Origin of the sequence: Vibrio sp. 10N.247.310.17 (assembly GCF_041466605.1) — a bacterium.
Taxonomy (GTDB): Bacteria; Pseudomonadota; Gammaproteobacteria; order Enterobacterales; family Vibrionaceae; genus Vibrio; species Vibrio tasmaniensis_A.
Genome location: NZ_JBFSTC010000029.1, coordinates 15720 through 38403 on the forward strand (window position 1 = coordinate 15720; position 22684 = coordinate 38403).

Here is a 22684-nt window from a genome sequence, read left to right on the forward strand (position 1 = left end):
AAGCAGCAAAGACAAATTCCGTTCCCTGAGTTACACTTAATCTTTAAACTATCAAATATTTAGCGGATTGGGTGTCGGTGAATAAATTCAATAGAACATACAGAAACCGCTGTTTTCAGCAACAAGGCTTTACTTTAATCGAGTTGATCATTGTGATGTTGTTGATAGCGATTGTCTCTGCCTACGCTGCTAGCCGTCTTTCCGGAAGGGATAGTTTTTCTGCCTTCGCAGCTCAAGAGCAAGTGGTTTCTGTTATTCGTCAAGTTCAAATCAATCGTATGCAATCCAATGTTGATCTGGGGGCTGTCGTTGGAGAGAGTAACTTCATTCTCGCAATCGTTGGCAATTGTGTCGGTTCCGAAGTGAGCTGTACCGCGCAAAACCAAGCGCGTAGTGATTGGGTTATGCTCAACGGGGTTATCTTAACAGCGGCATCTAATACCACTCCAGCCATTCCTCTATCTCTAGTTAACTTTGATTTATTAGGTAACCCTACAACAGGTGAAACACCTGCAGGCGTTGTCGTTAACGTTGCAGCTGGTGTGGTGATTACGATTACTTCAAATGTGAATACCTGCCGTGTGGAAATTAACGCGCAAGGTTATGTCGAAAATGGGGTGTGCTCATGAATAGTATTCATAAATCACCTGTAAAAGAACGTGGTTTTACATTAATTGAAAGTGTGATTGTGATTGTGGTTATGGGGCTCGCCATGATGACCATCATAAACTTTTTAGCGCCTCAGGTTAGTCGATCTGGTGATCCTCATTATCAGACTCGTTCAGCCGCGCTAGGGCAAAGCGTGATGTCGATGATTCTTGCTCGAGGGTTCGATGAGAATAGTGATTTTGATGGTGGGGAATTTAGATGCGGTGAGGGGGCATCTGGTGTGAATTGCACTGTTGAAGCGATATTTGGCCTTGACCGCACGGAGGTTATCGCTCAATACAATGATGTCGATGACTATGATGGGTGTTGGGAGCCCGGTGCAATTAACGGGTGTCGAGACCTTAATCTATTATTGGGCGAGAATGGCGCAACAACCTATAACAACTACCGCCTAGATATTAATGTGACGTACCAAATTGTCGATCAACTAAAAAGAATCAACCTAACGATCTCGGCCTCAAATTATCCCCCTATTGTGCTGGATGCCTATCGAGGTAATTACTAATGAGAAGGCAAGGTTTCACTCTTATTGAAATGGTTATCACCATGATTGTCGGTAGTATTTTAGTAGTAGGTATAGCAGGGTTTGTTGAGTTAGGTGCACGTGGCTATGCGGACACCGTAGATAGGCAGCGCTTGCAAACTCAAGCAAAGTTTGTGATAGAAAAAATTACCCGTGAAGTGCGTCATGCTGTACCGAATATGTTCAATCAGAATGCTGTCGTCCCGGGAGCTCGCTGTGTTTCATTTTTCCCTATCGTTACCTCTGGGATTTATGCGGTGTCGGGCGATGATATTCAATTTGTCACGGGCGATAATAGGCTGACAGTTGCAGAGCTTGCTCCTCTTTCTTTAGTGATAAACCCTACAGAGGCGGCGCCGACCAATAATATTTTCCCCTTAGCTACTGTAACTGCAACCAATAATACTTTCTTGCTTGCTAGTGAGTCTGTAAACCTTGTGGGCAATTCGGTTTCAAATCGACACTATATTTACAATCCTAATGGCCGCGTCAACTATTGCATTGTGAATGGCCGAGTATGGAGAAGTGAAGGCAATGGCGCGCTAATCCCAATTTCGGATACGGGAGTGACTGGGGATTTAGACTATCAACCCGCAAATGTTCAGCGTAATGGTATCGTCCATCTTGAGTTTGAATTTAGAAACCAAGTCGGGGATGAACTGACCAATTTCCAGCAAGACATACAGGTGATCAATGTTCCTTAAAAAAAGACAAGTCGGAAGCCTGTATATTGTCGTCATCTTTGTCTTGGTGGTGATGGGGTTTCTTGCTACAACCTTAAGCCGCATAGAGTGGTCTAATAATGACGCACATACAAAAGATGTGATTGGTACTCAAGCCCATCTTTTAGCTCATTCGGCAATAGAGCGAGCCTTAATGCAGATATATCCACCTAGAGCCAACACAACGGTTTCATTTGATGTGGCTGCAGAGTGTACAAACTTGAATGGAACAGCAATGAACTTCGCAACGACAATTACATGTGCAGATGTTCAAATAACGTGCTCACCAACAGGTGGTCAACTTGTCGATAGTTCTCAGTTATACACAGTAAGAGCGGTCGCAATGTGCGGAACGGGTGTGAATTTAATGCAACGTAGTCAAGATGTGTGGGTGAGGGGAGTAATATAAATGCGCCTACTTAGTAGAGTTAGCCTCGTATTTTTTATTCTTTTTAGTGTGTTGTTTCAAACTAATGCATTGGCTAATCAGTGTTTATCTAAAGGGGCATGGGTAGATGCTCGAAATGGTTTTTGTTTCACTTTTCAAATTGATTCTGATGGAAAAAATCGTGCTCGTTTGGAAGGAATTTACTATTTCCCAATTTGGACCGATGATACTGTTTATCAAGGTTATAGCTCTAATGTTTATGAAAGAGACTATGTATCAGAAAGAAAACAAAGAACTTTCCAAGTTAAATTTACACGAACTTCAAATTATAATGCTAGGCATATTAAAGGCATAATTACCTACTCTGTTGATGGAGTAGTAAAAGGTTCTCCTTTTGCGATCAATTTGTCTCAAAAAACAGGTGTTGATAAATTTTACCCATATTTGAGATTGAACTTAAAAGGAACACAATTTTACGATAGCGATAAATATTGTATTAGTAGTGGTAGCTGTGGAGCATTACCTCCTCCACCCGTAACAAAATTTGATGATGCTCGCTTTGAGTTCGGTCGTTTGGACTCAGCCAACTGTAAAGCTAGCGATTGCACGATCACCTTCAATAAAACCTATAGAACGACTCCATTGGTATTTCTTATGCCAACGATTGATCCTGTTAATCCTGATAGTGATGCGCCTGCAACACTTTCTATAAAAAACATCAGTTCAACGCAAGCGACATTCCACCAAGAAGTTGCTCCTCAACACTGGAATTACAATCTTGCTTCAAAACCAATGTCTTCGATTAGTTACCTTGTGGTTGAACCCGGCACTATAACATTCAGTGATGGACATAAGGCAATTGCAGGTTACCTCGATACCAAAGCGTATCAAGCGCATGGAAAAAAAAGCGATCCTAAGTGGGAGTCAGTCCCTTATTCAAGGTTTAGCTCACATCGAATAGGGGATGATGATCCCGTTGTATTTGCTCAGATTAATAGCTCGACGAACCGATGGTTAACTGCCGGCATTGATGACGTAAATCAAACGAGTGCCAAATTCTATTTAGAGCTGACTCGTGTGGATACAAATAACCCGCCTTCTCAGCCAGAAAAAATAGCGTTTTTAATTTCAGATGAACATGATGGCACGTCAAACGGAATTAATTATGAGTTTGGCCGCATTTCTCTTGATGATGACAGCGGATCCTCAAAACCTATCCTTAAATCTTGTAATGATATGCATGATCTTGAAAACGAATATCAGTCCCTACCTGGAATTGTCGCAAGTAAAGTCACCCGTAAAGGAGGCCAAGGTGGTTGGTTGAGACTTTGTAGCGTGAAGCATAACGGCAGTGACGATAATGACTATCAAGTAGGACTTGTTGTTGATGAAGATCTGTCTCTGAGTGGTTCAAAAGGATGGAGGTCTCATACTGACGAAAAGATCGGGTACTTTGCTTTTCAAGTCAATAAGCTCCCTAAGTTTACGAAAAACTACTGTTCGGCTTTTCCTTCTGCAGTTCAAGGTTGGAGAAACTCGTCAGGTAGCAGTATTGAGATGTGGAACCAATCTAAAATTACCAATGCGTTATTGGAGGCTGGCCAAAGAAAGGTCGGGTTTGGAAGTGCTCAATTTGGGAATGCAGTGAAATGTGATGGGATATCGTGTACTAACGATCCCACAAAGCAAATCGTCCAATCTAAACTGGATGATTTCCTGATAACAAATTCAGGTAGTGATATCTGGAATACAACAAAAACGTTAACACCTTTATCTCAAAAGAGCTTATCAATTGGTCAGTCAACCGTGACACTGACTGCTGGCGACTACTATTTTAATTCTTTGAATATCAATACCCACTCTTCCTTGAATATTCAAGGGAAGGTGATTATTCATACTCGATACTTAAATTTATCGAATAATTCAAGGATTAATAATTCAGGTAATGCAGATAACCTTGTAATAGTTGGGTATGACCCTACTAAAGGTTCATCTGGACAAACGTGCCCTGCATATGGTTGTGAAATGGATTTATCCAGTCAATCACAAATCAAAGCATTGATTTACAGCGAGGGGGAGGTTCGGTTATCTAATGGATCACATGTGTACGGTGCGGTTACCGTTCGTGACCTTCATATGAGTGGAGCATCTCAGATTACCGGGGAAAGCCAATGTTTTTCTGAGCCAGAGTTGGTTATTACTCCAGGCTCTAGCTCTGGGTTAGCTTGTACCGGTATTCCTATAAACTTTAAGTTGGTCGATAAAATAACCAAGCAACCTGTTAATAATTATACGGGAACTCTTGATGTGACAATTCCAAATAATAGTTCGAGGGATGCGTGTTGGTTAAATTCAGATGGAACCTGTTCTGCATCCTTGAGTCACGATTTCGTAGCAGGGCAGACAGCTACTTACACCAAGTCACTGTCAAGTATTGGCCTATCTCCGGTTTCAATCTCTGCTTCTATTCGGGGGCAAAGTAACATCAGTGCAACCGGTGGACCGTATCAGTTTGTGCCTTACGGATTTAAAATTGAAGATAAACAAAGGGTTGATGGAGGTAAGGGGCAGGTTGCTTTCCGAACATTTGAGACCGAAGTTACTGCAGTAGCATCAGGGGCTTCTAACCCAAGGGCATGTCAGAAAATATCGGATTATGATGGAACTAAATCACTTTATGCTTCCTATGAGCAGATAACTCAAGGCAATAGTGGTTGGAATAATGAGCTATTTCTCAATTCGTATAGCATTAAGATCGGCAGTTCACCTTTAAATGGAACTAAAGTGAACAATATTGTTTTTCAGAATGGTGTTGCAAAACTGACTTCTCAATACTGGTCGGCTGGTCATATAAAACTTCATTTGGCAGATGCTGACTGGCAACCCACGAATCAATCTATACCCAATTGGAAAGGCTTACAGAGTTCTACTGATGTGTATGTTAGGCCATTTGCTTTGGTGAGTTGCCAAGATAACTCCGGTGTACCAAATGCCCCATTCCCTTCCGGTAGCTCAACAGGAGGAGCTTCATTTATCGCCGCAGGTAATACTGCTTACTTAGCGGTTAGTGCGATAGCTTGGGAGCCTAGTGCTGATCGTAATAATGACGGTCTCATTGACAGTTCATTTTCGGGGGATTTATGTAGGGCTCTTTCAGTATCTGGCTTTGATGATGAAGTTGTGTATGTCAATTATGCTCTTGAAAGCCCGAGTAATGGCCATAATGGCGTATTAAGCGTTGGTAATAAAAACAGTGGTGATGAATTGTCACCGCAACCTATCCCTGCTGATATGTGGTTGAATGGCTACGCGTATAAGAGCTTAGCTTGGTCTGAAGTAGGTAGCATTAAACTATGGGCAGACAAACCGGACTACCTGAATGGGATGACGGTGCCAGGTTATAAAACAACCGCTGGTCGTTTTTATCCTAAATATTTTCAAGTGGTGAACAATGCGGTGTGGGATTACCCAGGGAATCAATCTTATGCATACATGAATCAGCCTTTTGAGGGGGTTTCTTTTAATGTGGAGGCACTAAACGCACAAGGCAGTGCAGTGAATAACTATGGATATTTTGAGCCAACAATTACCGCGAACTTTGCTTTGTATGAAGCTACCCCTGCTTTTGCAAATCGTTTTTATTCGGGGACGCCGAGTAAGTCGTGGGCTTCCATCTTGGGCAAGAGTATAGGTACATTTACGTTAGATGAAAATTCGCCCTCAACTAACTGTGCTAGCGAGTTGTGTTGGGCGAAAGCAGCACCTGCTGATGGCTATGAAGATGGGCCGTTCAATACTGCGGGAGGCACTGGTTCGTCGATATCGATTGATGCTTTGGGTAGTAATACAGACCCCGTGGACTATCAGCAGAATAGAGATGCTAGATTGTTAACTGTTCAACCTATAATTCGATTTGGTCGCGCTGTAATAGATAGCGTTGGTGGGGTTGCTGGTGGTGGTATGAATATACCGCTCCGCATAGAGCATTGGACCGGAACAAGTTTTGCCACTCATGAAGGTGATAACACAACGAATTTAGCCGGTATAAATACGGAAGGTGACAACCGAGATATTTGGGTTGAAACGGGAGCTACGGCCGCTGATGTAAATCTTTCAGGGGGCGGTGGTGTTGTGAATGGTATATCTAACTCTATACAGGTTGTTCAAACGCCAACAGATCCAGAGGTTAGGCAACAAACACAGGTTTGGTTGGATCTAAATAGCGGTGGAAATGCCGCTCCTTGGCTCCGTTATCGCTGGCAAGACCCGAACCGGGTGGAAGTTGCTGGTGAAGAAGATCCCTCAACAGTAGTCACCTTTGGTATCCATCGCGGGAACGATCGTGTGATCTACCGAGGTGAAAGTGGCTTAATAGGTCAGCAATAATATGATTTTTTGGCTGTTAAGTTAGGAATCTGTAAGAAATTGTGGGTTTCAGTCCATGTTTATACTTCAATGCCTTGCCGTGACAGCAAGGCATTGGTACATTTAGTGCAATTTTTGTCTTCTAATTCTTGCAGGATGAGCGAAGAATATGTTTAAAAAGCTTCGTGGCATGTTTTCAAACGACCTATCGATTGATTTAGGTACTGCCAATACCCTTATATATGTAAAAGGCCAAGGCATTGTTCTTGATGAGCCTTCAGTTGTAGCTATCCGCCAAGATCGTGCGGGTTCTGCAAAGAGTGTCGCTGCGGTTGGTCACGCTGCTAAGCAAATGCTTGGCCGTACGCCTGGTAATATCTCAGCAATCCGTCCAATGAAAGATGGCGTAATTGCTGACTTTTACGTAACGGAAAAAATGCTTCAGCACTTCATTAAGCAAGTGCATGATAACAGTGTTCTTAAACCAAGCCCTCGCGTATTGGTTTGTGTTCCTTGTGGTTCAACGCAAGTTGAGCGCCGTGCAATCCGTGAATCAGCACTGGGTGCTGGTGCTCGTGAAGTTTACCTAATCGATGAGCCTATGGCTGCTGCGATTGGTGCCGGCCTACGTGTATCTGAGCCAACAGGTTCAATGGTTGTTGATATCGGTGGTGGTACGACGGAAGTTGCCGTTATCTCACTAAACGGTGTGGTTTACTCGTCTTCTGTACGTATCGGTGGTGACCGTTTTGATGAAGCTATCATCAACTACGTTCGTCGTAACTACGGCAGCTTGATCGGTGAAGCAACAGCCGAAAAGATCAAACACGAAATCGGTTCTGCTTACCCAGGCGATGAAGTCGATGAGATTGAAGTACGTGGTCGTAACCTTGCTGAAGGTGTTCCTCGTAGCTTTAGCCTAAACTCAAACGAAATCCTTGAAGCGCTTCAAGAACCTTTATCTGGCATCGTATCTGCAGTAATGGTTGCACTTGAACAGTGTCCACCAGAGCTTGCCTCTGATATCTCAGAAAACGGTATGGTACTGACAGGTGGTGGTGCACTGCTTAAAGACCTTGATCGCCTGCTAACTGAAGAGACGGGTATCCCTGTTGTTGTGGCGGAAGAGCCATTAACGTGTGTTGCTCTAGGCGGTGGTAAAGCTCTAGAGATGATCGACATGCACGGCGGTGATCTTTTCAGCGAAGAATAGTATCTAGTGTTAGGCTCTTTTCTTGTCTAGTTTTATGTAAAGAGCCTAAGACCTTGTCTATAGGATCAAATGTCGCTCTAGGACCAAATATAGAATGAAGCCAATTTTTGGTAGAGGTCCCTCTCTACAATTGCGCCTGTTTTTTGCTGTAACATTATCAGCCAGCCTTATGCTGGCTGATAGTCGTTTAGATGCATTCTCAAATGTCCGCTATCTATTAAACAGCATGGTTGCGCCTATTCAGTATGCCGCTAATTTGCCTCGCACCATGTTTGATGGCGTATACGACCGTTTTAGTACTCGCAAAGGGCTCATTGAATCCAACCATAATATTAAACGAGAAGTCTTGCGACTGAAGAGCGAGTTGATTCTGCTTGAGCAATATCAAGAAGAAAACAAGCGCCTTCGCAAGCTATTAGGTTCACCGTTTATTCGTGATGAGAAGAAGGTCGTCACAGAGGTTATGGCGGTGGATACTTCACCATACCGACATCAAGTCGTGATCGACAAAGGTCAGATTGATGGAGTGTACGAAGGTCAGCCTGTGATCAATGAAAAAGGCATTGTTGGTCAAGTCACTTTCGTTGCTGCTCATAATAGTCGTGTTTTGCTACTGACTGATGCAAATAACGCAATTCCTGTTCAGGTTATTCGTAACGATATACGTGTTATTGCTTCTGGTAATGGCATGATTGATGAGATCCAGTTAGAGCACATTCCAACCAGTACTGATATTCAAGACGAAGATCTGTTGGTGACATCTGGACTCGGTGGTGTATATCCAGAGGGTTACCCAGTCGCTTATGTGACTGCCGTTGATTATGACCCGAAGCGTGAGTTCGCCGTTATCAAAGCAGAACCTGTAGTTGAGTTTGATAAGCTCAGATACTTGTTGCTTGTGTGGCCTGATGAAAATAAACAGATGCAAGCAGAGCAATCCAGTATCGAACAAGCATTGTTAGAAGGTGAAAATGGCCAATAGCGTTTTAAGAAGCAAAGTAGTAATTGGCTGCTCATTTTTGATAGCACTTATTCTACAAACGATCCCTTGGCCGGGTAGTTTAGACCTATTCAGGCCATCTTGGTTATTACTGGTTACCTGCTATTGGGTTTTAGCGTTACCTTACAGAGTTAACGTTGGTAGTGCTCTAGTACTGGGCTTATTGTGGGACCTTTTGATCGGTTCGACTCTCGGTATTAGAGGCATGATGCTGGCAATAGTAATGTACATTATTGCAATGAACTTCCTCGTGATTCGAAATATGGCGCTATGGCAGCAAGCGATAATCATTGCAGCCTTAACTGTGTTGTTTGAGGTGCTGATATTCTTTGGTGAATATTTGATCCAAGATGTCGTTTTCAATCCGTTATCGCTATGGAGCGCATTGATAAACTGTATACTTTGGCCTTGGATGTTTTTATTAATGAGACGTGTACGTCGCCATTGGCATGTAAGGTAGAGTGACGATGGAAAAGAAACATTTAGTTTTGGCATCCGGCTCTCCACGCCGCAAAGAATTGCTATCTCAACTCGGTTATGAGTTTTCTGTCCTTGTAACTGATGTCGAAGAGTGTAAACACGCTCAAGAAACCGCCGAAGAGTACGTTAAGCGACTATCTTTAGATAAAGCCTTAGCTGCGTTGTCTTTATTGAAAGATAACCCTTCTGAAAAACAGCATGTTGCTTCTGGTTCTGATACTGTAGTTGCTAGTTCTGATGCTATTTCTCTTGATTATGAAACAGTGGTTCTGGGCTCTGACACAGTCGTCGTAAGCCAAGGGCAAGTGCTCGAGAAGCCAATAGACCTTGCTGACTCCAAGCGTATGCTTACTCAGTTAGCGAATGGTCGTCACCAAGTGATGACGGCAGTTTCTGTTGTATCGGAAGGAAAACAAAAGACAGAAATCATTATTACCGACGTATGGTTTAAACCCCTCAGTGAAAAAGAAATAGAACAATACTGGCAAACAGGGGAGCCATGCGATAAAGCTGGTAGCTATGGGATCCAAGGTTTGGGCGGACGCTTTGTTACCCGAATCGAAGGTAGTTATTACGCCGTTGTCGGCTTACCTTTATTTGAAACGGACCAGCTACTGCAAGAATTCTTATAATTACTAATCTGAGGTGCACCATGAGTGCTGAATTGTTGCTGAACGTGACCCCGAGTGAGACTCGTGTGGCCATGATTGAAGGGGGAGCTCTTCAAGAGATCCATGTCGAACGAGATGCTCGACGCGGGATCGTAGGAAATATCTACAAAGGACGTGTAAGCCGTGTTTTGCCTGGAATGCAGGCGGCATTTGTGGATATTGGCCTTGATAAAGCAGCTTTTTTGCACGCCTCTGATATTGTCCCCCACACTGAATGTGTTGCTGAGAATGAAAAGAAGCAATTTCAGGTTCGTGATATTTCAGAGCTTGTTCGCCAAGGGCAAGATATTGTCGTTCAAGTGGTCAAAGATCCTCTTGGTACCAAAGGTGCCCGTCTAACCACTGACATTACATTACCATCTCGTTATCTGGTATTCATGCCGGGCGCAAGCCACGTTGGTGTTTCTCAGAGAATTGATAGTGAGTCAGAACGCAACCGCCTAAAAAAAGTCGTGTCTCGTTACTGTGACGAGCACGGTGGCTTCATCATCCGTACGGCAGCAGAAGGCGCAGATTCAAATGAGTTGGCGCAAGATGCCGCATTCTTGAAGCGATTATGGCTAAAGGTGTTAGAACGTCGTGGTAAGCACAAAGCTCGTACTCGCTTGTATGGTGAGTTGTGCTTAAGCCAACGTATCTTACGTGATTTTGTCTGTACTGAGCTGAGCAAGATTCAGGTCGATTCTCGTCTAGAATATGAAAACCTAAAAGAGTTTACTTCTGAATACGTGCCTGAGCTAACAGACAAGCTTGAGTTGTATGAAGGTGATAAGCCTATCTTTGATATGTACGATACCGAGAACGAAATTCAACGTTCATTGGATCGCAAAGTCGAATTGAAGTCTGGTGGGTATCTGATTATCGACCAAACAGAAGCGATGACCACTGTTGATATCAATACTGGTGCCTTTGTTGGTCGTCGTAATCTAGAAGAGACGATTTTCAATACTAACGTCGAAGCGACACAAGCTATTGCTCGTCAACTTCGCCTTCGTAATTTAGGCGGCATCATCATTATCGATTTTATTGATATGCTGTCTGAAGAACACCGTAAGCGAGTACTAACTTCTTTAGAAGCTGCTCTCGATAAAGACCGTGTGAAAACCAACATTAATGGCTTCACACAGCTTGGTTTGGTTGAGATGACTCGTAAACGTACTCGTGAAAGTATTGAGCATATTCTGTGTTCTAGCTGCCCTGCTTGTGAAGGTCGCGGTAGCGTGAAGACAGTTGAAACCGTTTGTTATGAAATTCTTCGAGAGATCACACGAGTGAATCGCGCGTATGACGCCGATAAGTTTGTTGTTTATGCGGCGGCTGCCGTTGCCGAGGCGTTAGAAGGCGAGGAATCTCACGCGCTTGCTGAGCTTGAAGTGTTTATTGGTAAGCAAGTTAAAATCCAGGCTGAGCCTCTGTACATACAAGAGCAGTTTGATGTTGTTATGATGTAATGGATATTTTGTGAGTTCAAGCGTTACTCTGATTCTTCGTACATGTTTATGGTTAGTGGTTACTCTCTTAGTAACACTAGCCATTGCTGTCACTACACTGCGTGTAGCCTTACCTAATTTAAATAAGTATCAATCTGAAATTGAGCTTTGGGTAAACCAACATTCCGGTTTTGAGTTTTCTATTCAAGATGTGGGTGGTTTTTGGCGTAACACTCATCCCTCTATTGCTCTGCAAGGTGTTAAGGCTAGCCTTCCCAACGCAGAAGATGTAGCTTTCTCTGTTGAGCGTGTTGAAGTTGAGTTTGACTTGATTCAATCGGTCGTGCAGATGCGTCCTGTTGTGGCCGATTTGGTCATGAATCAAATGTACCTCGACATCCGCTCAATTGATCTATTTGCCGGGCAAAACGGTAAAGATGAACCTAAAGACCCCGGCTCTTCCAAGCGAGTGATGCAGGAGCTGGACAATTTACTTCTAAAAACTTTGGTGGATGTGACCGCTAAAGACTCCTCTCTTCTATATCGAACTATCTCTGGTGAAGAACGTCAGCTTGATATCGAAACTTTAAAATGGCAAAACTCAGGTAAACATCACCTTGCGGAGGGTGTAGTAAGTATTAAAGACGCTAACCTCAACTCTTTGTCAGTAAGTGCTAACTTTGTTGATGGTGGTTCTTTAACTGATATGACGGGCGAGTTTTATGTCAGCGCGGATAGTATCTCAGTAATGCCTTGGTTAACTCGTTATATGCAGGCAGAATCCGGCATTGAGACGGGCACGGTGAGCTTGAATAGCTGGCTAACGCTACGAAATAGCAAGCCAGTTAGCGCTTATGTTGAGGTATTACCTTCAGAACTGACTTGGAATGAAGATGGTCAACATGACTTGATGCTTGAGTCGGGTGTTTTTAAATTATCACCCATTGATGGTGGATGGCAGGTAAATGGTCACTCACTAAATCTAAGAACGGATGACAGGCCTTGGCCTGAGCTTGATGTCGCTTTCAAGTGGAATAAAGGCCCGTGGGAACTTAATGTTTCTGAACTTGATGTTGAAACCATTACCCCGTTGATCAAGTTGATGCCAGATTCTTCGCAATCTACCCAAATGATCAATGCATTGGCTCCGGGCGGTATCGTTTCAGACATTCGCGTTGCGATGGACTCTGGAATTGAAAGCTTGCGTTACTCTGCGAACTTTTCCGATTTGGCGATCGAACAATGGGATTTAGTCCCTGGCTTTAGCCAAGTATCAGGGCATGTGTTTGGCTCGGCTTCGGAAGCGAAAGCCAGCTTATATGTTATTGATGATGTGTTTCCTTATGGTGATGTATTCCAAGCGCCTCTGAATATCAAACAAGGTCAGGTTGATATTGTTTGGCAGCAAGATGAAAACGGCTGGAAACTGTGGTCGGACAAAATCACTGCAGCCACGCCAGATTTACAAGTACTAGGCGCATTTCGCTTGGACTTCCCAACTAACGCTAGCCCTTATCTTTCTTTCTATGGTGAAGCGGACGCTTACAACGTCGGTGAAACATGGCGCTATTTACCGACATTAGCACTTGGTCAAGACTTAACCGATTACCTTTCAACGGCGATTCAAGCGGGTAAGGCCGACACCGTTAAATTACTTTGGCATGGTGAATTAGCCCAATATCCGTACACCAATCATGATGGTATTTTCCAAGTTTGGGTTGGCTTAGAAGACGCTAAGTTCAGCTTCGATACCGCGTGGCCATTGATAACCGACCTTCAACTTGATCTGTTATTTGAAAATGATGCGATGTATTTAGACTCTCGCTCCGCTCAATTGATGGATGTGGCGGCAGATCGAATCACTGGTCGTATTCCTTATTTAGGGGAAGGCGGCCATATCGAAATTGAAGCTAAAGCAACGGCGTCTGGTAATGCAGTTCGAAATTACATGACTGCTTCGCCACTCGTAGATTCTGTGGGTGCTGCGTTAACCGCACTTAAAGTGAGTGGTGATGTCTCTTCTGAGTTCCAGCTTAATATTCCGTTTGATTCTGAACAAGAACCTAGAGCGTGGGGATATGCAGATCTGAGTGGTAATCATGTTGAGATTGAAGCTCCACCAATGGTGCTAGAGAACACCACTGGTCGTATTGAATTTGATAATGATGTCGTGACAGCAAGTGGTCTTGCAGCTGATTTGCTTAATCAAGGTATCTCGGTTGACTTTAAAGGTCTTAATGATGGACCTGGCTATGCAGTGGATCTTGATGTGTTAGGTGATTGGGACGTCAATCCTCTAAAGCCGTATGTCGGAGAGCAGTGGTTAAGCCGTTTGTCGGGTCATGCACAATGGCAAAGCCAGATCGATATTCAACTTAATGATATTGGTTTTACTTACCAACTCGACTTACAGTCAGACCTCAAATACTTAGCGAGTGATTACCCATACCCATTAGCTAAAAAGTCATTAGAAAGTGGCTCGGCAAGGCTACAAGCCTCGGGCAATCAAGAATCGATTACCGCGCGTCTGCAATTGCCGAGCACTAAATACCAAGCTGAGATTGATATTTCCGGCGATGTTCCTGAATTAACGGCGACCAATTTAGTCCTTGGTCGTGGTGGCTATAAAATTAGCCCCGTGGTAGGGCACCATGCCTTGATTCGTACCGATAAGTTCAATGCCGATGACTGGCTGTCAGTAGTCATGGAGCCAGTGCAACCATCGGATGCTGTCCTTAGCCAGATGAACACGCCAACCATTCCAGCGCCACGTCGCATCACCTTCGAGAGCAAAGAGCTGATCTTAGGTGGTATTTCTTGGAATGATGTTGATTTTAGCGCTCGAAAAAATAAGCAAGCATGGCAAATGGAAGTGTCTAGCCAAGAGCTAGAAGGGGATATTAACTACCTGCCACCTTATGATTTGACGGTTTCATTGGATCGCCTGCATCTGTTTGTTCCTGGGTGGAGTGACAAGAAAAACCAAGATCAACTGCTACAGCGTAAGGCGCAAGAAGCACCGTTGATCTCTGAGTTGGATAGAAAGCTCCATGATGCGATGCCGAATTTGACGTTGACCCTGAACGACTTCTGGCTTCAAGGCTATAAAGTTGGCAAGGTTGATGTTGAAATGACGAGAAAGGAAGACCGCATTGAGTGGAATAAGATTCAGGTGAGAAGCGGCGGAAATAAAGCGGATATCAGTGGCTGGTGGGAACTGCAAGGCGATAAGAGTCATTCATCGTTAACTCTTGATGTTGAAGGTGAAAACAACAGTGAGTTAATGGAGCGTTTCGGTATTACTTCCGGGATTCAAAAAGCGCCCTTTGAGTTAGAAGGTCAATTGACTTGGGATGGTTCGCCTTGGGGGATCAAAATGGATACCCTTGATGGCAACGTTAAAACCCAATTTGGTAAAGGTATTATCTCGGATGTGAGTGGCGCAGCTCGATTACTGGGGCTGTTTAGCCTAGATTCGATTATCCGTAAGATGCAGCTCGACTTCTCGGACGTATTTGATAATGGCATGGCATTCAACAGCATCACAGGAACTGGCGAGATTCAAAATGGTATCTTTCTAACTAATGATCTGAATATGGATGCGGTCGCCGGTGAGATGAAAATAAAAGGGATCGCCAACCTCAATACACGCGAGGTCGATGCTGAAGTGAACTTCACCCCAGATATTACCTCCGGGATTCCAGTATTAACGGCTTTTGCGGTAACGCCTCAAACAGCGCTATACGTGTTAGCGGTGACTACGGTTATTTCTCCGGTTGTTGAAGTCTTTACCCAAGTTAATTATTCGGTGAAAGGGCCGTTGGATTCACCAACAGTGAGCGAGCTTTCTCGCAGTTCTGGAGAATTCCAGCTACCAGAAAAACTCAGAAAATTAGCCGAATAAGCCTTAAATTAGCCCAATAAATCTTAAATTAGCCGAAAAGACCTTAGTATCCTAATCAGTTAATATACGGTGAAATGCTGATTTCTGAATCATAATGAATGTAGGAGCGATACACATGGATTGTGTTGGGTTGATTCAAATGACATCAGGCCCTCGCCCTGACTTGAACTTTGATTATCTTGCTCAAGAAGTAGCAAAGTGCAAAGAGTTGGGGGCTAAGTGGGTTGTGTGCCCTGAAAACGCGTTAGTCTTTGGCAGTAAAGCCGACTATCACCAGTATGCTGAGCCTCTAAATGATGGTCCACTGCAAAAGAAAGTCTCTGAGCTAGCAAAGCTTTACCGAATTTGGATTGTTATTGGCAGTATGCCGATAAGCACAGCTAAAGGCGTGACTACCACAACTTTGGTGGTTGATGATTTTGGTTGCTTAGTGGCCCATTACGATAAGCTACACATGTTTGATGTGGATGTTGCTGATGCACATAAGTGCTATCGAGAATCGGATATTTTCACGCCCGGTGACCGAGTGGTAACAACGGAAACGCCTTTTGGTCGCTTAGGTTTGAGTATTTGTTATGATGTGCGCTTTCCGCACTTGTATTCAGAGTTACGCAAGCAAGGTGCACAAATCATAGTGGTACCGGCAGCTTTTACCGCAGTAACAGGGCAAGCTCACTGGGAAGCATTATTAAGATGCCGCGCGATCGAAACGCAATCGTGGATTATCGCGGTAGGGCAAGGCGGAAATCACCCTTGCCAAAGAGAAACATGGGGACACTCAATGGTGGTTGATCCATGGGGACGAGTGGTTGCACAACTAGACCAAGATCCTAAAAGTATGGTGGTTGAGATAGACACATCCAGTTGCGAATCAATCAGGCAAAATATGCCAATCGCGCAGCATTCTCGATTTACCAATCAATTTTAATTACAAATAAGAGCCATTTATGAGCATCAATCAAATTGAAGAAGCGCTACTAAACCCAACAGGGCTGACGGAGCAAAATATCGCAGATACATTGGCGAGCATTGCTACCCGCCAAATTGATTATGCTGATATCTACTTTCAGTCAAGCTGGCATGAATCTTTAGTGCTAGAAGACAGCATTATTAAAGACGGCTCTTTCAATATCGATTGTGGTCTTGGTGTACGAGCGGTATCTGGTGAAAAAACCGGTTTTGCTTACTCTGACCAAATCCAATTGGATGGCCTTAAACAGAGTGCAATCGCGGCTCGCGGTATCGCTAAGCAAGGGCAAAACGGTAAGGTACAAGCTTTCAAGCGTAACTCTAACCAAGCTTACTATGATGCAGTTAACCCGCTAGCAAGCTGGGAAAAACAGCAAAAGACAGAATTACTTAAAGCGCTTGATGCTTACATTCGTACTAAAGAACCGATGGTAACTGAAGTATCGGTGAGCCTAAGTGGTGTACATGAACAGATGCTTGTTGCGGCAACTGATGGTACCTTCGCTGGTGATATTCGCCCGTTGGTTCGTTTATCAATTAGCGTACTTGCACAGAAAGGCGATCGTCGTGAACGTGGCAGTGCCGGTGGCGGTGGTCGTTTTGGTTACGATTTTTTCTTAAGTGATGCTAACGGTTTTCAAGTTGCTTACCAGTTCGCTGATGAGGCCATTCGCCAAGCATTAGTTAACCTTGAAGCGGTTGCTGCGCCTGCTGGTGCAATGCCTGTGGTTCTTGGTTCTGGTTGGCCAGGTGTTCTACTGCATGAAGCGGTAGGCCACGGTTTAGAAGGTGATTTCAACCGTAAAGAGTCTTCAGTATTTTCTGGCAAGATCGGCGAGCAAGTTACATCAAGCCTATGTACGATTGTTGATGACGGTACATTAACGGATCTACGCGGTTCATTGAACGTTGATGATGAGGGTGTTAATGGTCAGTACAATACGCTAATCGAAAACGGCATCTTAAAAGGTTACATGCAAGATAAGCTAAACGCTCGTCTAATGGGTGTAGCACCTACAGGTAACGGTCGTCGTGAGTCTTACGCGCATCTTCCAATGCCACGTATGACGAATACATACATGCTGCCGGGCGAACACACACCGGAAGAGATCATTGCAACGGTTGAGAAAGGCATCTACGCACCGAACTTCGGTGGCGGTCAGGTTGATATCACATCAGGTAAGTTTGTGTTCTCAGCTTCTGAAGCGTACATGATTGAAAACGGCAAGATCACTCACCCAGTGAAGGGCGCGACGCTGATCGGTTCTGGTATCGAAGCAATGCAGCAGGTGTCTATGGTCGGTAATGACCTAAGCATTGACCGTGGTGTTGGTGTATGTGGTAAGGCTGGTCAAAGTGTGCCAGTGGGTGTTGGTCAGCCAACATTGAAGCTAGACTCGCTAACCGTCGGTGGTACTGAGTAAAGCTGATTAGCCTCTGAAAATTCACTGTAAAGATAAATTGAAAAGCGCCTCTATTGTGAGGCGCTTTTTGTTTATAGGTTACTGGTTCAGTGAGCGCGCAGAGTCTACATGTTCTCTTCCGCGAACTCAGCCAGTCGGCTACGCACCACACCATTGAGGTGGATGTTGGCACTGCCTTCGAAGTTTTTAAAACGCTCAACCATGTAGGTGAGCCCCGAGGTTACAGGAGTTAGGTAGGAAGAATCTATCTGCGCTAGGTTTCCTGAGCAGACGATCTTGGTCCCTTCACCACAACGGGTGATGATGGTTTTGATTTGTGAAGCGGTAAGGTTCTGACACTCATCCAAAAGCACAAATGCATTCTGAATTGAACGGCCACGCATAAAGTTAATCGATTTGAACTGGATGTTGGCTTTATCACAGATGTACTTCATCGAGCCTTCTGTGCAGTGATCGTTCTTGTGCAGCGCTTCCAGTGTATCAGTCACTGCAGCTAACCAAGGCAACATCTTCTCTTCCTCTGTACCCGGAAGAAACCCTATCGACTCACCTATATCAGGTGTGTTTCGGGTTACGATGATCTTATCGAACTGTTTACGTTCAATAGTTTGTTCAAGTGCAGCTGCCATGGCTAACAGCGTCTTACCACTCCCCGCTGCGCCTGTAAGAATCACCAGATCAATATCAGGGTCGAGCAGGGCATCGATCGCCATGCCTTGATAAACGTTTTTGGGTGTGATGTCCCATGCTCTGCGATTCATTAGTCTTTCGCGACTGAGGTCTCTTAGTGTAATACTTTCAGTTTCAATCTCTTCGACTCGAGCGGCAAAGTCACTTTCTTCGTCAATCACATACTGGTTGAGAAAGGTTGGCTCGAACGGCGCTCTTGCTAAGGTGTGCAGCGTCTTTCCGCCTAAACTTCTGCTCTCGACATTATCGATACCATCCCAAAATGAGCCTTCCAGTTGTTGGAAGCCTTTGGTGAGGTATTGGATATCATCAATCAATTGGTCGGTTTGATAGTCTTCAACAAAACGGACACCGGCGCCTTTGGCTCGTAAACGCATGTTGATGTCTTTGGTGATAAGAACCACTTCGCGTGGCGCGCGTTTATTTTGAAGATAGAGGACTGCGTTGAGGATTCGGTTATCGCCAGCTTTGTCATCGGCGAAGGCTTTGATGCTTTCTTGAAGTTCGTAGTCAGCGAGTATTGAAATACTGCCAGATGCGTTTATGTCTTTAGAAAAAGGGATGCCTTCCGATATTTGGTCTGGTGTGGCTTCCCTGAATAAGTCTTCGAGCGTTCGAATCGCAATTCTCGCATCTCGAGCAACATCTCTTTTACTGTCTTTGATTCTGTCGAGTTCTTCTAGCACTGTCATTGGGATAACGACATCGTGCTCTTGGAAAGAAAATATAGCGAAGGGTTCGTGAAGTAGGATATTGGTGTCTAAAACAAATAGCTTCCGGTTGGTCTCGCCCATAGCATCTCCTTGCCGACGTGCGGCTTGCCTTGCATTCATTGAACGTAGATTAAGCTCATATAAAGGTTAGTATCTGATTCTAGTGATAGTCAACAACTCACCTAAACTTCATTTGAGAGCTGCATTCTGCTCTCCATAGAATAACCATGATTTTTTGACAGTTTGATTGCACTTATGAAAACAGAAAAAAAGTATGAAATCGTCTCCTTTAGGCGTGACCTAAATCACAGCATCGAGTAAGATTAGCGACCTTTTTCTGCACCATTTTCTCAAGATATTTATTATTAAGAGCGCACTTAAAAAGTGGCTGCAAACTAGGCATTTTTGGCTATATTTTTAGTTCAAGAGCAATAACGTTCTTGTTTGAAATTGCAGTTAGAAAGACCAAATTCCAACTATAAGATTGAGGTAGTCGATTCATGACATTTGCTTTGGGGCAACGCTGGATAAGCGATACGGAGAGCGATTTAGGTTTAGGTACCGTTGTAGCAATGGATGCTCGCACAGTGACAGTAATGTTTGCTGCGTCAGAAGAAAACCGCGTCTATGCACGCACAGATGCTCCCGTAACCCGAGTGGCGTTCAATGTAGGCGATGTCATCGAATGCCAAGAAGGTTGGTCTTTATCTGTTGAAGAAGTTATCGAAGATAAAGGGCTACTGACTTATTTGGGTACTCGTGAAGATACTCAAGAGACAGAGGTGACTCTGCGTGAAATCTTTTTAAGTAACCAGATCCGCTTTAACAAGCCACAAGATAAGCTGTACGCAGGTCAAATCGACCGTATGGATAACTTTGTGTTGCGCTACCGTGCTTTAAGCAACCAATACCAACAACATAAGAGCCCAATGCGCGGCTTGTGTGGTATGCGTGCAGGTCTTATCCCTCATCAGCTTTACATTGCTCATGAAGTGGGTCGTCGTCACGCTCCGCGTGTTTTACTCGCCGATGAAGTTGGCCTAGGTAAAACCATAGAAGCGGGTATGATTATCCACCAACAGGTGTTGTCTGGCCGTGCTGAGCGTATTCTGATTGTGGTTCCTGAAACACTACAACACCAATGGCTAGTTGAGATGATGCGCCGTTTCAACCTGCACTTCTCTATCTTTGATGAAGAGCGTTGTATTGAATCTTTTGCAGAATCAGATAATCCATTCGATACACAGCAATACGTCCTGTGTTCTTTGGATTTCCTACGCAAGAGCCGTAAGCGCTACGAGCAAGCACTTGAAGGTGAATGGGATTTGTTGGTTGTCGATGAAGCGCACCACCTTGAGTGGAGCCAAGACAAACCGAGCCGCGAATACCAAGTGGTTGAAGGATTAGCTGAAAACACATCTGGCGTATTACTACTGACAGCGACCCCTGAACAGCTTGGTCGTGAGAGTCACTTTGCGCGTCTTCGTCTGCTTGATCCTGATCGCTTCTACGATTACGAAGCATTCGTTGAAGAAGAAGACCAATACGCGCCAGTTGCTGATGCTGTAACGGCATTGTTCTCTGGCGTGAAGCTTGAAAACAGCGCGAAGAACCAAATTACAGAACTTCTGTCTGAGCAAGATGTTGAGCCACTGTTCCGTGTTATCGAAGGTGATAGCAGCGAAGAAGAGCAAGCCTTAGCTCGCCAAGAACTTATTGATAACCTTATGGATCGCCATGGTACTGGCCGTGTTCTTTTCAGAAACACACGTGCTGCAATCAAAGGCTTCCCTAAGCGTAATGTAAATCTACTGCCGATGGATATTCCAACGCAGTACACAACCTCGATGCGTGTATCGGGCATGATCGGTGGCAAGATGGCGCCAGAAGCTCGAGCGATGAAGATGTTGTATCCAGAAGAGATCTTCCAAGAATTTGAAGGTGAAGATTCAAGCTGGTGGCAGTTCGATTCACGTGTGAACTGGTTGATTGAAAAAATCCAAGACAAGCGCAGCGAAAAGATCCTAGTGATCGCTTCTCGTGCAAGTACTGCTTTGCAATTAGAACAAGCACTGCGTGAGCGTGAAGGTGTGCGTGCAACGGTATTCCACGAAGGCATGTCGATTCTAGAGCGTGATAAAGCTGCGGCTTACTTTGCTCAAGAAGAGGGCGGCGCTCAGGTTCTTATCTGTAGCGAAATCGGTTCTGAAGGTCGTAACTTCCAGTTTGCTAACCAGTTAGTGATGTTCGATCTTCCGTTTAACCCGGATTTGCTTGAACAACGTATTGGTCGTTTGGACCGTATCGGTCAACTTCGAGATATCGACATTCATGTCCCTTACCTAAAAGGCACATCGCAAGCGATTCTAGCGCGTTGGTTCGATGAAGGTTTGAATGCATTCGCAGAGACTTGTCCTACTGGTCGCACGGTTTACGATAAGTATTCTGATGTACTGATCGAAATGCTGGCTTCTGGTAACACTGAGCAGCTTGATGAAGTCATTGAAGAATCAGCGAAGCTCAATCAAAGCCTGAAATCGGATCTAGAAAAAGGCCGAGATCGCCTACTAGAGATGCATTCAAATGGTGGCGATAAAGCCCATGAGATTGCTGAAAAGATCGCGTCTACTGATGGTGATACTAACCTAGTTTCTTTTGCACTGAGCCTGTTTGACACCATTGGTCTGAACCAAGATGACAAGGGTGAAAATGCGCTCGTTGTGACACCTTCTGAACACATGATGGTGCCAAGCTACCCAGGCTTACCTTATGAAGGTGCAACGATTACGTTTGACCGTGAAACCGCGCTTTCTCGTGAAGACATGAATTTTATTAGCTGGGAACACCCAATGATTCAGGGCGGTATTGATCTGCTATTGAGTGAAGGTGTGGGTGCGTCTGCGGTATCTCTACTGAAGAACAAAGCGCTGCCAGTCGGTACGATTCTACTTGAGTTGGTTTACCTTGTTGATGCACAAGCGCCAAAGCGCAGCGGTATCAGCCAGTTCCTGCCTAAGACGCCGATTCGCTTGATGATGGATGGTCGTGGTAACGATTTATCTGCTCAGGTTGAATTCGATAGCTTTAACCGTCAACTAAGCCCGGTAAACCGTCATTTAGCGAGCAAGCTAGTGAACTCGGTACAAGGTGAGATTCACAAACTAATCGAAGCAGGTGAGACGCATGTACTGCCGAAGGTTGAAGAAGTTCGTCAACAAGCTCAGAAAGATATGCAAACTAACTTGAACGGTGAGTTAGAGCGTCTACAAGCGCTTAAAGCGGTTAACCCTAACATTCGTGATGAAGAGCTAGAGGTTATCGAAGCTCAAATCAACGAACTGACAGGTTACATCAGCAAGGCTCAGGTTCAGCTTGATTCGCTACGTTTGATTGTGGTTTCTCACAACTAGTTTTGAATTAGCGAAATGCTTTAACGAAATAAGGCCTTCATCACGAAGGCCTTATTTGTATCTGTAGTTTGGTTAAACTGTAGCTGGGTTAAAGCTTAGCGCTCGATTATATT

The 22684-nt window shown here is 44.4% G+C and carries 15 protein-coding genes; 14 read left to right on the forward strand and 1 reads right to left on the reverse strand.

Features of this window, described 5'->3' with window-relative positions; translation table 11 throughout:
- The first annotated feature begins 77 nt into the window (after positions 1–77).
- From AB6D80_RS10505 to tldD, 13 genes are all read left to right on the forward strand, one after another.
- Complete coding sequence (locus tag AB6D80_RS10505) at positions 78–629, forward strand: type II secretion system protein (RefSeq protein WP_372188450.1); 552 nt, start codon at positions 78–80, stop codon at positions 627–629.
- Positions 620–1174 carry a prepilin-type N-terminal cleavage/methylation domain-containing protein gene (locus AB6D80_RS10510; RefSeq protein ID WP_372188452.1) on the forward strand — a complete coding sequence of 185 codons (555 nt, stop codon included), beginning with the start codon at positions 620–622 and terminating at the stop codon, positions 1172–1174. The genes AB6D80_RS10505 and AB6D80_RS10510 overlap by 10 nt, the downstream gene beginning before the upstream one ends.
- Positions 1174–1896 (forward strand): PilW family protein, encoded by a 723-nt coding sequence (locus AB6D80_RS10515; RefSeq protein ID WP_372188454.1) that lies wholly within the window; start codon positions 1174–1176, stop codon positions 1894–1896. The genes AB6D80_RS10510 and AB6D80_RS10515 overlap by 1 nt, the downstream gene beginning before the upstream one ends.
- Entirely contained in the window at positions 1886–2323 is a 438-nt protein-coding gene (locus AB6D80_RS10520; protein WP_017098893.1) for a hypothetical protein, read from the forward strand. The genes AB6D80_RS10515 and AB6D80_RS10520 overlap by 11 nt, the downstream gene beginning before the upstream one ends.
- Positions 2324–6688: a DUF6701 domain-containing protein gene (locus AB6D80_RS10525; protein ID WP_372188455.1), complete on the forward strand. Its 4365-nt coding sequence runs from the start codon at positions 2324–2326 to the stop codon at positions 6686–6688.
- 148 nt (positions 6689–6836) lie between these two features.
- Positions 6837–7880, forward strand: a complete 1044-nt coding sequence (locus AB6D80_RS10530) for a rod shape-determining protein (RefSeq protein WP_009847850.1) — start codon at positions 6837–6839, stop codon at positions 7878–7880.
- A gap of 94 nt (positions 7881–7974) precedes the next feature.
- A complete protein-coding gene (gene mreC, locus AB6D80_RS10535; protein ID WP_135382240.1) occupies positions 7975–8862 on the forward strand; it encodes a rod shape-determining protein MreC in 888 nt (295 codons plus the stop codon).
- Entirely contained in the window at positions 8852–9340 is a 489-nt protein-coding gene (mreD, locus tag AB6D80_RS10540; protein ID WP_135382239.1) for a rod shape-determining protein MreD, read from the forward strand. Before mreC ends, mreD begins: the two co-directional genes overlap by 11 nt.
- Before the next feature lie 7 nt (positions 9341–9347).
- Positions 9348–9992: a nucleoside triphosphate pyrophosphatase gene (locus AB6D80_RS10545; RefSeq protein WP_372188456.1), complete on the forward strand. Its 645-nt coding sequence runs from the start codon at positions 9348–9350 to the stop codon at positions 9990–9992.
- Between the two features lie 20 nt (positions 9993–10012).
- Complete coding sequence (gene rng, locus AB6D80_RS10550; protein ID WP_372188458.1) at positions 10013–11482, forward strand: ribonuclease G; 1470 nt, start codon at positions 10013–10015, stop codon at positions 11480–11482.
- 10 nt (positions 11483–11492) lie between these two features.
- Complete coding sequence (locus tag AB6D80_RS10555; protein WP_372188461.1) at positions 11493–15365, forward strand: YhdP family protein; 3873 nt, start codon at positions 11493–11495, stop codon at positions 15363–15365.
- Positions 15366–15480: 115 nt separating this feature from the next.
- On the forward strand, positions 15481–16293 hold the full coding sequence (locus AB6D80_RS10560; RefSeq protein ID WP_009847844.1) for a carbon-nitrogen hydrolase family protein: 813 nt from the start codon (positions 15481–15483) through the stop codon (positions 16291–16293).
- 19 nt (positions 16294–16312) lie between these two features.
- Positions 16313–17758 carry a metalloprotease TldD gene (gene tldD / locus AB6D80_RS10565; protein WP_371701438.1) on the forward strand — a complete coding sequence of 482 codons (1446 nt, stop codon included), beginning with the start codon at positions 16313–16315 and terminating at the stop codon, positions 17756–17758.
- A 104-nt stretch (positions 17759–17862) separates the two neighbouring features.
- Here tldD and AB6D80_RS10570 read toward each other — a convergent pair whose 3' ends face one another.
- The gene (locus AB6D80_RS10570; protein ID WP_009847842.1) at positions 17863–19242 is read right to left on the reverse strand and encodes a PhoH family protein; all 1380 of its coding nucleotides are present in this window, start codon (positions 19240–19242) and stop codon (positions 17863–17865) included.
- A 419-nt stretch (positions 19243–19661) separates the two neighbouring features.
- Between AB6D80_RS10570 and rapA the strand changes: the two genes are divergently transcribed.
- A complete protein-coding gene (gene rapA / locus AB6D80_RS10575) occupies positions 19662–22571 on the forward strand; it encodes an RNA polymerase-associated protein RapA (protein WP_102250497.1) in 2910 nt (969 codons plus the stop codon).
- Positions 22572–22684 lie beyond the last annotated feature (113 nt).